9 protein-coding genes and 1 pseudogene are annotated in these 14,378 nt (G+C 63.2%); 8 read left to right on the plus strand and 2 right to left on the minus strand.

The genetic code is table 11. The features are described 5' to 3' along the window. Positions 1-48: 48 nt before the first annotated feature. Positions 49-1,110: a hypothetical protein gene (locus BLW75_RS34610; RefSeq protein ID WP_034324369.1), complete on the minus strand. Its 1,062-nt coding sequence runs from the start codon at positions 1,108-1,110 to the stop codon at positions 49-51. A 360-nt stretch (positions 1,111-1,470) separates the two neighbouring features. Next, complete coding sequence (locus tag BLW75_RS34615; RefSeq protein ID WP_034324366.1) at positions 1,471-1,905, minus strand: hypothetical protein; 435 nt, start codon at positions 1,903-1,905, stop codon at positions 1,471-1,473. Positions 1,906-2,782: 877 nt separating this feature from the next. On the opposite strand from BLW75_RS34615, the gene BLW75_RS34620 reads away from it, so the two are divergent. The 8 genes and pseudogenes from BLW75_RS34620 to BLW75_RS34660 form a co-directional block, all read left to right on the plus strand. Further along, a complete protein-coding gene (locus BLW75_RS34620; RefSeq protein WP_143055400.1) occupies positions 2,783-4,537 on the plus strand; it encodes an acetate and sugar kinases/Hsc70/actin family protein in 1,755 nt (584 codons plus the stop codon). A 245-nt stretch (positions 4,538-4,782) separates the two neighbouring features. Continuing rightward, positions 4,783-5,256 carry a hypothetical protein gene (locus tag BLW75_RS34625; protein WP_143055401.1) on the plus strand — a complete coding sequence of 158 codons (474 nt, stop codon included), beginning with the start codon at positions 4,783-4,785 and terminating at the stop codon, positions 5,254-5,256. Between the two features lie 415 nt (positions 5,257-5,671). Continuing rightward, positions 5,672-6,766, plus strand: a complete 1,095-nt coding sequence (locus BLW75_RS34630; RefSeq protein WP_395766772.1) for an IS701 family transposase — start codon at positions 5,672-5,674, stop codon at positions 6,764-6,766. A 224-nt stretch (positions 6,767-6,990) separates the two neighbouring features. Continuing rightward, complete coding sequence (locus tag BLW75_RS34635) at positions 6,991-7,989, plus strand: hypothetical protein (RefSeq protein ID WP_034324900.1); 999 nt, start codon at positions 6,991-6,993, stop codon at positions 7,987-7,989. 26 nt (positions 7,990-8,015) lie between these two features. Next, on the plus strand, positions 8,016-9,764 hold the full coding sequence (locus tag BLW75_RS34640) for an IS481 family transposase (RefSeq protein WP_395766768.1): 1,749 nt from the start codon (positions 8,016-8,018) through the stop codon (positions 9,762-9,764). A gap of 1,200 nt (positions 9,765-10,964) precedes the next feature. After that, the gene (locus BLW75_RS34645) at positions 10,965-11,873 is read left to right on the plus strand and encodes a glycoside hydrolase family 26 protein (protein WP_241784242.1); all 909 of its coding nucleotides are present in this window, start codon (positions 10,965-10,967) and stop codon (positions 11,871-11,873) included. Between the two features lie 701 nt (positions 11,874-12,574). Further along, positions 12,575-13,783: an IS256 family transposase gene (locus BLW75_RS34655; protein ID WP_091598972.1), complete on the plus strand. Its 1,209-nt coding sequence runs from the start codon at positions 12,575-12,577 to the stop codon at positions 13,781-13,783. 57 nt (positions 13,784-13,840) lie between these two features. After that, positions 13,841-14,229 (plus strand): annotated as a pseudogene (locus tag BLW75_RS34660) (transposase); the annotation flags it as partial. Positions 14,230-14,378 lie beyond the last annotated feature (149 nt).

The raw sequence follows: 14,378 nt of genomic DNA on the forward strand, positions 1-14,378 counted from the left end.
GACCGTCTCGGGTCTTGCTGCGAGTCAGGTCTGGGGCGGCGGCCGACATCAGGGGGTGGCGTCGGGTGGCCAGAGTTCCCATTTGTTGGCGTAGCCGCGGCGAACGATGGCGTCTGGGTGCTGTGCTTGAAGCTCGGCAAGATGGGCCATGACTTGGGAGAGGGGTAGCCCGGAGGAGATGACGGCGAGCGGCTTTGGCCGTGGCGCAGGGGGCTCGGCGGGTTTCTTGGTGAGTTCGAAGAACAGTTCACGGGCCTGTTGCCGGCCTTGGGCGTAGCGGGGCCAGGTGTGGCAGGGGCCTTTGGGCAGGATGAGTTGGTAGGGGTTGTCGTGCCAGCTCAGTGGTTTGGGGCATTGGGAGCACATGGCGGGCGCGTCGAGTTTGGGGATGGCTTCGAGTTGCTGGCGTGCGAGTTCCTTGCTGGCGAGCTGGCCGCGGAGTTGGCTGCGCTCAGCGTGACCGGGTTCGGCATCGAGTGTGCTGCGCAGTTGCGCAGTGAGGGCGCGGAGTTGGCGTACTTCGCGGATTCGCCAGCTGGTGAATTCCGCGAGGCCGAGGGTTCGCCGGTGGCTGGGGAGCCGCCCGTTCTTGTCGATGACGGTTTCGGGGTCTCCGACCTGCTCACGCAGCTGATCGACGCGGGCCTGCCAGTCTCGGATGCTGGCTTCGTAGTCGGCGATCTCGTCGACGCGTTTACGTGGGTCCATGAGTGGTGCCCAGGTTCCATCGCGTAGCGCGGCGAGATGCGCGGTGGCCGAACGCAGGCTCGCTTCGTCTTCCAGTAGCTCGAGGCTGGCGTGGTGTCGTTGTGCGTTGCAGAGAGGGATTCGTGCCTGCCGCTGCTGTTCTTCGAGTTTTCGCTTGTTCTGCCAGTCAATGCGTCGCCGCGCGAACCATGCCCGGCTTTCGGCTTCGGTCTCGCTGTGGTGGTCGGGTTCGGCTCGTTCCCACTGGTCGTGGATGAGGCCCGCCGCGTGGAGTTCGTGTTCGCGTTCTTCTCGGATCCACGGGTTCCAGGTGGTGTGATCGTAGAGTTCGAGCACGGTCGTGCGCGCGGCCACGAATTCGGTGAAGGTGACGGTGCTTCCTAGGCTGACTCGCCAGAGCATGCCGTCATGCTCGTGAACCTGACGGCCGGGCACGCGTGGTTCCGGCGGGGCACCGCCGACAGGTTCGTCAAAGAGAGACAGCTGGGGACTGAGGGTGATGGGGCGTCTCACGGGGTGAGCGTGTCAGCCGCCAGTGCTCGGGGGTGGGAGGCACGCCTCGGGCCGAGCGTGTCCACGACCGGGGCCGCGATGTCACTCGATTGCCACATCATGGCGCGGCTGGGCGCCGGTCACATCGTCGCGGACCGGCAGGTTCGACACCGGGCACCTGACTGGGCCTGGTGGTGGGGTGCGCATGCCGCTGTCATCCCCAGCGGCATGCGCACCCGTTCTGATTACTGTGTCTTCTCTAGCTGTGGGTTAGACAGCGATCGCGGGAGTGGACTCTGGCGGCTCGGTGTTCGGCGGGGTGCCGGTGGTGTGCCTTCGGTGCAGCCACCACAGTCCGGCCAGGCCGAGCGCGCCGGCCTGGAGCGCTGGGGTGGCGGCGAGTACGAGTGCGACGAGCGCACCGATGACGGCGAACCAGTAGAGCAAGGCTCGCCGGGCGTGGTCCCAGCTGCCGAACAGGGCGTGGTGGAGGAGGTTGAGCCAGTGAGGACCGCGCCGCAGGTGTCGGCAGGCCGGGTCGGTGATGATGCCGACGGGTTCGCTGGTCAGGTCGAGCAGTTCGTCGAGGCTGACTTCGGCCGGGTGACACTCGCGGTGGTGATTATGCGTGGCGGGCGGGTTGTTTTCCTGCTCGCGGGGTGTTTCTTCTGGCGTGTCGCCAGAAGCCAGCGGTACGCTGGTCATCGGTGATGCCTCCATGAAACTTTGCCGTTTGGTGGGTTGGTTGAACCTTTTTGAGCGGTTCCCCGTGCCTGGGGAACCGCTCTTCTTTTTGCGCTTGAGGTCCTGTCTGGTGGCTGCGGTGGTGTGAGCAGCGTGAACGGGGCCTCAGTGCCCATTGTGGACGAACCCGGTGGGTTTACGGGCTAGTAACCAGGAGGTTTCGCGGTTGCTGCGCTTAGCGGTCCATACGGCTTCACCGGGGGTGATCAGTAGGTGTGGTCTTCATGCTTTCGTGTGACGACTCGGGAGGGGTGGCGGGAAACTGATACCGAGGCGTGTTCTAAAAAAGCAATGAGTGTCCCTGTTCACTCGAACGCGCGCGGTGAATTCACTGTGGTGTAGCGCGCTGCGCGAGAAGTGTTCGGTACCGAACACTCGCAGATCGCATCCGCACATGCAGATGGGCATGCGGCCGGAAATGTGCCCATTCGTCGCCGGATTCGACCGCTCGTCGCATCCGTGTTGTCGCTGGTGAGAGCGATAAATATCGGTCGCGTGACCGATATTTGCATCGACGTCACGCGCTGTTTGACGAGGTTAAAACTCACGGGTAACTCATACGTCGGAGTACTTCTCGATTCTTGGTGCAAAAAATCCAGGGCTTCGTTGCTGAGGGCGCCAATTGGCATGGATCGCGTCGGGAAACAGCTGATGATTCGCGTGGGCATCTTGTGTGCTGGTCGCTGATCTCTGGGTGTCTGACTGGGTTTCGCATCAAGCGCGTTCCGTCAGGGTGACCTGTTGCGGCGAATTTGCGGCCTGTAACCCCTCGTACGTGATCAACTACGCATTGCTAGGTTAGCTCGCCTGTTCGACTGTGCTGAGAAATGAGAGGGACATGGCGGGCTATCGCGTTGTGTGTGGGGTTGACCTGGGCACGCATGGGACATCGCTCGGTTTCGTGCCGTGGATTCCCGGTAAGGAGCAGCCGGGCCGCATCTCGCTGTTCGAGACCTGGCCGGGTGGCCGGCCTGGGATCGACGTGAAGACGCCGACCGCGGTGCTGATGAACGGTGATCACGTGGTCGCCTGGGGTTTCCAGGCGCTTACCCAAGCGGTGCGGTCGCGCGCGAACCGGCCGGGCAGCGGCGTACGGCTGCTGCATGGCTTCAAGATGTCGCTGGCACCGAAGTCGCACGCCGACACCGAGCGCACCTCGGAGATCGGGTTGGCCGACAACGAGCCGCGGCCGGAGAAGCTGATCGAGGGGTTCCTCACGCACGTGTATGCCACAGCGTTGAGCGAACTTCGGGACCGCTTCCCTGGCTTGCGGGAAGACGAGGTCCGCTGGTGCATCACGGTGCCGGCGATGTGGGGCGACCGGGAGAAGCACCTGGTCCGGCAAGCCGCTCACCGAGCAGGGTTTCCCCGCGGTGAGAACGGCGACCAATTGTTGCTGGCGTTGGAGCCGGACGCTGTCGCGCACAACGCCCAGGTCTCCGGCGTCCAGTACGTGCTGGACGTGGACGGACAGACCCGCGGGAGCTTGGAGAGGAACTCGCGGTTCATGGTCGTGGACGCCGGTGGGGGCACGATCGACATCACCTGTTACCACACCGACGAGCACGGATACCTCGCCGAGGTCGACCGCGACGGGATCGCGCAGAGTTCGTTGTACGTCAACCGGGCGCTGACGGATCTTGTCCTAGTCGATCGCCTCGGCGGTCCGGACGAGTTCCGCCGGCTACGCAAGGATGCACCGCATGCGCTCGAGGAGCTGTTGCATGAGTGGGAGATCGCGAAACGCACCGTCACCGCGGACAGCACCGACACGATCTGGCTGAGCCTGAAAATGAGCCTGGCCAAGCACCTCACGGACGAGGTAATCGACCGGATCACGGACAGCCAGGACGGGGACAACGAGAACATCTGGATCTCGGCTGATGAAGCCCGCAGCGCCTTCGATGCGGTGATCCCGGACATCCTCGCGTTGATAGACCGGAAACTCGCGGACATGACTGCCCTGGCTGATGTCGAGGAGAAGCCGGTGCTGGTGCTGATGGCGGGTGGCTTCGCCGAATCGGCCTACCTTCGCCACCGCGTCGCACAGCATCTGCGGGGGCGGGCCGTGGTCGCGGTGACACCGCAGCCTCGGGTGGACGTGGTGGAAGGCGCGGTGCGGTTCGCGTACAACCCGAAGGTGCGGGCGCGACGCGCGCAATACACGTATGGAACCGATACGTGCATGGCGTTCGAGCACGGCGTGGATCCGATCGATTCGCTCTACCGCAGCCCGCTGAGCGGAGACAACTGCAATAAGCGGTTCGCGGTGTTCATCAACGCAGGTGACCTTGTCCCGGTGACGCATGAAGTGCGGCACCACTACTACCCGACCGAGCCAACTCAGGACGCGCTGGAATTTGACTTCTACCGCACGAAGGAGCGAAACCCGCGGTATGTGGACAACGAGGGCTGCGAGGAATTCAGCGGATGCAAACTCGTCGTGGACATCACCGAGGCGATGCACCTTGATATCGACAAGCGTGGCGTGACCCTCTACATCAAGTTCGGCGAGACAGAGCTCCACGTCCGCGCTGTCTTGGATTTCAACGGGAAAGAACACCCTGTTTCACTTCAGTTCAGCACCCGCTGACCTCTGACTGGTTCGGGAAAGGAAATAGTGTGGTCCGGGCAACTGTTGAGAGTGCGATGGCCCGCCTTCGGTGGCGTGAGATGGCGCGTCGTCGAAACCGGGAGCCTGTGTTTCTCGCGCCAGAGGGTCATGCTCAACCGCTGGTGGAGTCAGAGCCGGGCACCTGGGGATGCCCGAGCGAACCAGTACCAGGCGGCAACGTCGTCACGTCACGCCTGGAAGGAACCAGCAGCACGCGCGAGGTGATGGAGCGGCAGGTCACAGCGGACTTGTTTCACGAATTGAACCCGGTCACGGTAAGATTCGCTCGGGAACATCGGCGCTCGCTGGGGCTGGACCAGCGTAGTGAGCAGGTTGCTCACCTGATCGCTGTGATAGCGCGGGATCTTTTTGGCGGAACGTGGGACATCGGTGCGCAGGTCCGCGCTTCGCTCGGGCTCGACCCGTGGGCCGCGCACGATGGCCTCGACGATCTGGTGAATCGGGCACATGTTCTGCGGAAACGGATCAACCTGAGCAAGGATCTGGAGGTGGACCAGACGGCACAGTCCGGCGACCGGCTCGACGAGCAACGCCAGGAGCCGTGGAAGTCTTCGCTGCCCGACGCCCCGATCCGGTTCGTCGTGTTTCCAGGCATGGGCAGCCGCGGGCATGTCCTGGTCAAACAGCAGGTGTACACGGTGAGCTTGCAGGAGGCGCGAGCTCGCGCCCGGAACTAGCGCTGTCTGTGATCGGCTGGGTAGGCGTGTGGGCGGTGTTTCAGCTGGCCACGCGCCTACCCGCTAGACCCACATGGCGGGGGTGTCGAGAGTGTGGCGAGTAGGGGCGCCGCGATAGTCGCGAAGGCCTGCGGCCGATCTGAGCGATTGCCCGTCGATTGTGAAGGGCTGTTGATGAGAAGTGAACGCTGGCTCGGCGAGCCATGCTGGGAGGACTTCAGCATCTCGGCCTACTGAGAGTACATGCAACTAGTACGGCAGCCGCAGTGTGTGATCTGGCGGCGTGTCGTGGTCATGAGGACGGCCACCGCGTGATCGACTTCAAGGTGTGTTGGATCTCGAAGAGGACGCGGTGGCCGCGTCGTGGACTGTAGCTGGTGATCGTCTTGCTCGGTGGCGGGCCGGGTTTGATGACGTGTTTGCGCTGGTGGCGGGGCGTTTCGCGCAGGCGGACTCGCGGCGGCGGGCGCGGATGTATGTGCTGGGGCTGCTGTCCGGGGCGGAGCGGAAGAACTCCTGGACGCTGGCCGAAAAGGCCGGTGATCTGGCTCCTGACGGGATGCAGCGTCTGCTGAACTTCTACCGCTGGGACGCCGAGGCCGCCCGGGACGACGTTCGCTCCTACGTGCTGGCCCATCTTGGTGATCCCGGCGGTGTGGTGGTGGCCGACGAGACCGGTTTTCTCAAGAAGGGCATCAAATCCGCCGGGGTGCAGCGGCAATACTCGGGCACCGCGGGGCGGATCGAGAACTGCCAGCTCGGTGTGTTCCTGACCTACGTCTCGCCGCGGGGACGGGCGTTGATCGACCGCGAGCTCTACCTTCCCACGTCCTGGACCGACGATCGGAAACGCTGCGAGGAAGCCGGAATCGGCGATGCGGTCGGCTTCGCGACCAAACCCGAACTTGCCCAGCGGATGCTGGAACGGCTGCTCGACGCCGGCGCTGACGTCGAGTGGTTCACCGCCGATGAGGCCTACGGCGACAATCCTGGCCTGCGTTCCTGGTGCGAGCAGGCCGGGCTGAACTACGTTATGGCGATCTCCTGCGACCATCGGTTCGACACCCCGGCAGGAAAAGCGCGAGCCGACGAGCTGGCCCGCAGCGCGGGATCGAAGGGATGGCAACGACTTTCCGCCGGCGTGGGCAGCAAAGGACACCGGCTCTACGACTGGCTGCTGATCGATCCCGCCACCCCCGGTGGACAGCAGCTGCTGGTGCGCCGCTCGATCAGCAAGCCCAGCGAGTTGGCCTACTACATCTGTCACTCCACCTACCCGGCGCCGATCGCCGAGCTCGTCCGGGTCGCCGGAAGCCGGTGGGCGGTCGAGGAAACCTTCCAGTTCACCAAGAACGAGACTGGGCTGGACCACTATCAGGTCCGCAAATACGACGCCTGGTACCGGCACATCACCCTGTCCATGCTCGCCGCCGCGTTCCTCACCGCCACCGCCCACGCCGAGCGTCTCCGTGACGAAAAAGGGGCGGCGCAGCACAGGAAGAACAGCTAATTCCTTATCCTGCAATGAGATCAGACGACTCTGGTCCACTCTCACCGACCCCACCCACCCCGAAGCCCACACCGATCACTGGTCGCTGTGGCGACGACGCCACCAAACCCGCGCCCGCCACAGCCACTACCAGCGACAACGCGCCAAACATCCCACACTGCGGCTGCCGTACTAGACTCAGCCGCTCGTCCGCGACCGCTGTCATTCCCATCACCGCAGTCTTCATGGTGCTCGTTGTGCTCGCGTTCAGCGACGAGTTCCTGGGTGCGTTCGACGAGGAGATGGAACTGCGCCACAGGTGGGATTGGCTGCTGGCTCCGATCGACCTCGTCATTTTGGCCTTGGTACTGCTGACGAAGAATCTGTTCAGGCGACGGATCGGAGGCGCGAAGAGGCCCTCGGTCTTGGTCTGGTGGTTCGTCGGTGCCATATTAACGCTGGCGCTCGATCTTTTGACCACGGTGGTGATCGCTCCCAGGATCTTTCCCCGTGACTTGACGAGACTGTGGCTCGATCTGTTGACCCCGCTCCCGTACCTGGTGGCGTTGGCGCTCATCTTGTCGACCACCTTGGATGCCAGACCGGCCATGCTGGTGAGCCGGAGGGCTCGGGAGAGTGATCAGGGCGAGTGGGTCCGCCTTCGGACCTCCATCCCACTCCTGGCCGGCACGCTCGCCGCTTATTACGCGACCACATGGTGGGAGTACCAGCTGGGTGGTGATGTCGACAAAGAGTTTTTCGCACAGATGACCCAGGTCATCGTTCTGCTCATCGTTGCCTTGGGTCTCGAGGTGGGCTTCTTCCGGGAGGCCGCGACAGACCCCGGTCAGCGGCCGGTCGTCGTGTTCGCCGTGTTCATCCTGAGTCTTGGTGAGGTGATGGCGCTCTCCGCGCTTGTTCCTTCCGAACACATCTTCGGCTGGCATGTATACGCGGCGTTCGTCATCGTCGTCGAAGCATCCCTGGTCGCATTGGCGACCATGCTCTGGGTCCTCCTCTTTCGTACGCCGCGTCCCCTGGAACCGGCTCCACATCAGGTCATCACCGCCGGAACTGCGAAAGCCCCCACCACACAAGCTGCGGACAAGGTGAAACCCTTGGCTCTTGTAGGACTCGGGTTTGGTCTTTGTCAGTGTATTGGTCCAGGACATGCTGGACAGGTTGGATCCGGGACATACTTGACGGTTCGGGGAAGATGCTTGACAGCGCGTGATCGTCCATAGGCCATGATCTTCCGGTGACGGATGCGGTGGATGAGGACTTCGACGATCGGACGTGGCGGATCGAGCACCGCCGGCGGGCGGTGATGGAGGTTCTCGACGGTGTCCCGGTGGCGCAGGTGGCCCGGCAGTTCGGGACGTCGCGGCAGTCGGTGCATGCCTGGCTCAAGCGGTTCGAGACCGAGGGCGAGCAGGGGCTGGTGGAGCGGTCCGTGCGGCCGAAGACGTCTCCTACCAGGCTGTCCGCCGACGTGGAGGCGCTGGTGTGCGAGCTACGTCGATCGCATCCTCGGTGGGGTCCGCGGCGCATTGCCCATGAGCTGGGCAGGCGTGGGGTATCGCCGGCGCCGGGCCGGACCACGGTCTATCGCGTGCTGGTTCGCAACAACCTGGTCGAGCCGCAGGAACAGCAGCACCGGCGCAAGTACCAGCGTTGGCAGCGGGACGCGCCGATGCAGTTGTGGCAGCTGGACATCATGGGCGGGGTGTTCCTGGCCGATGGCCGGGAATGCAAGCTGGTGACCGGAATCGATGACCACTCCCGGTTCATCGTGATCACCCAGGTGGTCGTCGAGCCGTCCGGCCGGGCCGTGTGCCAGGCGTTCACCGACGCGATGGCACGCTACGGTGTCCCGTCGGAAGTGTTGACAGACAACGGAAAGCAGTTCACCGGACGGTTCACCAAGCCGTTCCCCGCGGAGGTGCTGTTCGAGCAGATCTGCCGGGAGAACGGCATCACGGCCCGGTTGACGAAACCCCGCTCGCCCACGACGACCGGGAAGATCGAGCGCTGGCACCAGAGCTTGCGTCGGGAGCTGCTGGATGAGTGCGGGCCGTTCGAGTCACTGCAAGCGGCCCAGGCCGCGATCGAGGCATGGGCCCACGGCTACAACTACGAGCGGCCGCACCAGTCCCTGGGCATGGTCACCCCTGCCTCGCTGTTCCGTCCGGCTCGCGCGCTCACCCGCGTGGCGGCACCGGAGCCGGAGCCCGTCGTGCCGCCGGACACGCGGCGAGCCTCGGCGCGCAGTGAGCCGGATGCCGCGGCGGTGGAGCTGGACATGGTCATCTCGCCGGGCGGCCGGTTGTGCTTGCCCGGCAACCAGCAGGTCAAGTTCAACCAGTCGCTGGCTGGGCGCGCGGTCATCGTCTGGGCCGATCACCGCAGCATCCACGTGATCCTGGACGGCGAGCTCATCCGCACGCGCTCGTCACGGCTGTCCACCGACGACCTGGCCATCCTGCGTCTGCGCAGCGCCCGGCCCGCCGGGCCGGAACCCGGCACCTCCGCGGGGAAGGTGGTCGGCGCGTCGGTGGTCGAGGTTGATCGGACCGTGGGCCGCGACGGCAACGTCAACATCGGCGGTCAGCGGGTCCTGCTGGCTGCGCACCTGGCCGGCCAGCAGGTCACCCTGCGCTTGGACGGGCACCTCATGCACGTCGTGGCCGCGGGCAAGCTCGCCAAGACGCTGCCGTCGCCGATCCCACCCGAGGCCCGCAGCAAGGTGAGCGGGGCACGCGCGGCCACCTCGCCACTCCCGCCACCGCCGGCACCTCCACTGCGCGCGCTGAGGAAAGTCCCGGCCGACGGAATCACCATGGTCGCAGGACAACGCCTGCGGGTCGGTCGGCCCCACGCGGGCAAGACCGTCACGGTCGTCATCGAGGACACCGTGTTCCGGGTGCTGCACAACGACATCGAGCTCTCAACCCACGCCCGCAAGACCACCAAGCCGATCGGCCGACTCCGCTCGCACGCCAACAGCGTCGCCACCTGAGGCCAGCCCGTCACGAAACCGCCGGAACTGTCAACCATGTCCCGGAGCCCGTCAAGCATCTCCTGGAGCCAACCCGTCAACGAACTCCTGGAACCACACACTGACACGAGGGATAGAACAGCACGCGAAGCTCCTGGTGACTCCTGGGTTGATCTTGGTCGACGATCCATCTACCAGGAGCTTCGCCACGTTCACAGCACCAACACGCCCACCCCATTCCGGGATGAAAAAGGCTCATTGCAAAGGTGCATGCCCGTGCCGACTTTTATTGACGTAAGCCGCTGGCCTGACCAGCAGGCGGGCAAGGGTCGGCTGGCTAGAATGGACACTCTGAGTGACCGAGAACGTGCTGGTGGACGCCTTGGACAGTCCCGAGATGGACGTCTCATGCAGGGGGAATTTGGGCGCGCTTGGTGACTGAAAGTCTCGCGGGCGGCGCATATGGCACCACTCGCCCTGTAGAGACGGCTACCTTCAAATTGGAGTCTCGATGAGTATCGAGACCCGAAGCGGGCGCCGATGGCAGGAGGGGTGGTACGCGACCGGCATGGCCGTTCACAATGTGCAGAAGATCGCGGGAGTTCTGTCCTCGGAGCAGCCGCTCTGCTGGGCGATCGCCGGTGTTCGACATCGTGCTGCACGCGGCGGATGGACTGTACCTCGCCTACCCGGGGGGCCAGGCTGTGGCGCGGCACGCGCAGGAGGGCGACGAGTCCTGGTGATGGCCGGGTGATGTCGCCCCAGTGCTCTTGTCTGACAGGCATGATGACGGTGCTGTGTAACCCCATGGGGGTGACCTTCTTCGGCAGTGTCCTCACTACACTGCGGCCGTCATCGGCGCCAATATCACTTCACACTGCCGCGACAGTAGCCATCGTTGTGTGCTATGGCCGGCTGAACCGGTGATGAATAGGGTTTTCGCAGCGGCGCTCATGGACTCAGCATCGCCGTCGTCGCAACCATCGCCTGATCTGCCCGGCCGGCGAGTCCGGTCAAGGGCAACTAGTCGAAATCCGTTAGTCTCGACTGTTGCCTTTCCGCTTTCGTTGGCCAGGGTGACCATGAGTTCTGTGTTGACGAATCAAATTCCAGAGTCAATCCCGGCAGTGGATAATGCTCGCGCAAACTGCTTGCGAACAAACCAGCCGATGGACTAAGGGGACAACGGGGATGGGTAAGATCCTACGAATGATGGGTGGTGTGGCACTCCTGTTGTCGACGACGCTGGCGTGTTCGAATGGCACGGACCTGCATCCCGGCCCTCTTTCGACGCAACTGGAGCAAAAGACAGACATTCTTGTCCCGGCCAGCGGAGCGCTCCTCGGACACTATTATGGCACAGGAACAATCGAGGGTACGGATGCGCGGATCGGCCGGAAACCGGCGATCCAACTCACGTACTATGCATGGTCGGACGACTGGGTGCCGCAGACCCGTGCTCAACTCGCCGACGGGCGCATACCAATGGTCAACTGGGAGCCTTTCGATGTCGAATTCGACAATATTATCAGCGGAAAGCACGACAAGACGATCGAAGCCAGGGCCGACGGTGCGAAAGCCCTTGGTTCGAAGTTTTTCCTCGATTTTGCCGCCGAGATGAACGAGGGAGAGGGTTGGGGAGGGCATGTTCCATCGAAATACATCGCCGCCTATCGGCACATCCATGACATCTTCGTCAGTCGCGGTGCGACCAACGTCGTGTGGGCGTGGTGTCCGAACAATACTGATAGTGCAAGCGCGCCGACGGCAATGGACTACTACCCGGGAGACGAGTATGTCGATTGGACCGGCGTCGACGGCTATAACTGGGGCACCTCTGACGACGACTTTCGCTGGCAGAGTTTTCGCGAGGTCTTCGCGGACATCTACGCAGACCTCGCCGAGAAGGGCAAACCGATCATTATCGGCGAAATGGCGTCCGACGAGGTGGGAGGTGACAAAGCCCAGTGGATCACCGAGATCGTGCCGACCTTGAAAAACGTCTTTCCGCTGGTCAAGGCGGTGGTGTGGTTCGATGTCGACAAGGAGCGACACTGGCAGATCAACTCGTCGCCTTCGTCACTCACCGCTTACACCGCGATGGCGACAGATCCGTACTTCTCCGGGTAACGCCACCTGGCGCCGGCGGCCCGGAAGTCATTTCTTGGCCTCCTGTCCGCCATCAAGCCCGGATAGCGAGCGGGTGCAACGCGCCTACATCGAGCAAGGACTCCGACTGGCCAGATTGCACAACTCACGGCTACAGCCACCAACAGATCGGCACCCTTCTGATCCGCAGCAGCGTCGGCCCACCAACGCCGTGTTAGGTTCTCCGTGCGCTCGACCCAGCTTGGCCGCGCGAGCAACACGAGAACCACTACCGCTCGCTCGCCGGCTTCGCTCCCGACTTGAGCATTCCACCATCCGATTTGGCTCGGCAAGCTCGGGTTCGCGATCCGTTAGAGGGGCTTCGCTCACAACAAGCGGCCGTGTCATGACAACCGTGTAAGTCGCGGATGGACCAGGATCGGGTCGTCGGACGCGCCCCAGAAAGGCTCTATCTGTGACTGAGGACACACCTGATCGGGATGCCGGTTCCGCGGCCGGCGAGGCGCTCGCGCGTGCACTGCCGCCGGACATGCTCGACGCGTTGGTGAAAGACGCGTACGCGAACGGCGGGCCGTGTCATGACAACCGTGTAAGCCACGGATGGACCAGGATCGGGTCGTCGGACGCGACCCAGAAAGGCTCCATCTGTGACCGAGAACACATCTGACCGGGAACCGGGCTCCGCGGCCGGCGAGGCGCTCGCTCGCGTGTTGCCACCGGACATGCTTGATGGGTTGGTGAAAGACGCGTATGCGAATGGCGGGGCGCTGGGTGCGCAAGAATTGCTGAACGAGATGACCAAGGCAGTGCTCGAACGGGCGCTGGATGCCGAAATGACCCATCATCTCGGATATGAGAAAGGTGACCCTGCCGGGAACGGTTCCGGGAATTCCCGGAACGGCAGGTCCCCGAAAACCGTGTCCACCTCGAATGGCCCGGTCGAGCTGGTGGTGCCGCGTGACCGGAATGGCTCGTTCGAACCGGCGATCGTGCCGAAACGTGCACGCAGGCTGGGTAATATCGATGAGGCGATCCTGTCGCTGTATTCGCGCGGCATGACCACCCGGGACATCGAATCCCATTTGCGTGAAGTATATGGCGTGAACGTGTCACGGGAATTGATCTCCAACGTGACCGAGGTGGTGGCCGACGAGATCGCGTTATGGCAATCCCGGCCTTTGGACGAGATGTACCCGATTCTTTATGTCGACGGTCTGCGGCTGCGGGTCAAGGACAAGGGCGTGGTCACCTCCAAGGTCGCCTACCTGGCCATCGGTGTGGACATGGAAGGGCGTAAACACGCCCTCGGCCTCTGGATCGCCGACACCGAAGCGGCGAAGTTCTGGGCCAAAGTCGTCACCGACCTGCGCAACCGTGGCGTAAAAGACATCCTGATCGCCTGCTGCGACGGTCTGACCGGACTGCCTGACGCGATCCGCGGCGCGTTTCCCGAGACCGTGGTCCAAACCTGCGTCGTGCACGTGATCCGCAACGCCATGCGCTTTATCGCCTATGGCGACAGGAAGAAGGTCGCCGCCGCCATGCGGGAAATCTATACCGCGCCGACACTCGAGGCAGCCGAGATCGCGCTCACGCGTTTCGACAAGGACTTCGGCACGCAATACCCGGCCGCTATCCAGGTGTGGCGGCACACCTGGAACGACTTTACGCCATTCCTTGACTATCCACCCGAACACCGCCGGATCGTCTACACCACAAACCTGATCGAGAACATCAACTTCCAGCTCCGAAAAATCACCAAGAACCGCGGCCATTTCGACAGCGACACCGCCGCGACAAAACTGCTCTACCTAGGACTCCGCAACATCACCAGCAACCGGGGCGGACCATCAGGAACAGGAACCCGAGGCTGGAAACAAGCACTCAACACCCTCGCCGCACTCTTCCCAGACCGACTGCCACTCCACTAAAATAAGAGAACAAATCGTCCGAGGCTTACACGGAAATCATGACAGAGCCCTGGTCCTATCGACAACAGTCAGAACACCGCCCTCGTCGTGAAGGCCTGGAGATGGCACTCACCAACCGGAATCCTAATCCTAGCGCCGTCTTTCACTCCGACCACGGCGTGCAATTCACGTCCTGGACCTTCACCAACCGAGTCAAGGCCGCCGGGCTGATGCCCTTGCCCGGAACCGTCGGTGACGGATACGACAACGCGATGATGGAGTCGTTCTGGTCGAAGATGCAGACCGAATTTCTCGACCGAAGAAAATGGAAAACCCGGACCGAACTTGCCAACGAGATCTTCCAGTACCTCGAGATCTTCCACAACCGGCAACGTCGCCATTCCAAACTCGGATACCTCACCCCAGTCGAATATGAAAGACTCCACGAACTACAACAACCCGTCTGACACTCCACAGACGACGGTCCGGAGACAGGGGGCAACGCCACCCTGTCCACCATTCGGGGTGAACCGCAGCCGAAGGGAGGCCGCAGCATCGAAGTGTGTAAAAGCCGCCCTATGTTCGCCTCTGCGCGCTGCAGCAGGATGCCGTGGCT

Origin of the sequence: Amycolatopsis lurida (genome assembly GCF_900105055.1) — a bacterium.
Lineage (GTDB): Bacteria > Actinomycetota > Actinomycetes > Mycobacteriales > Pseudonocardiaceae > Amycolatopsis > Amycolatopsis lurida.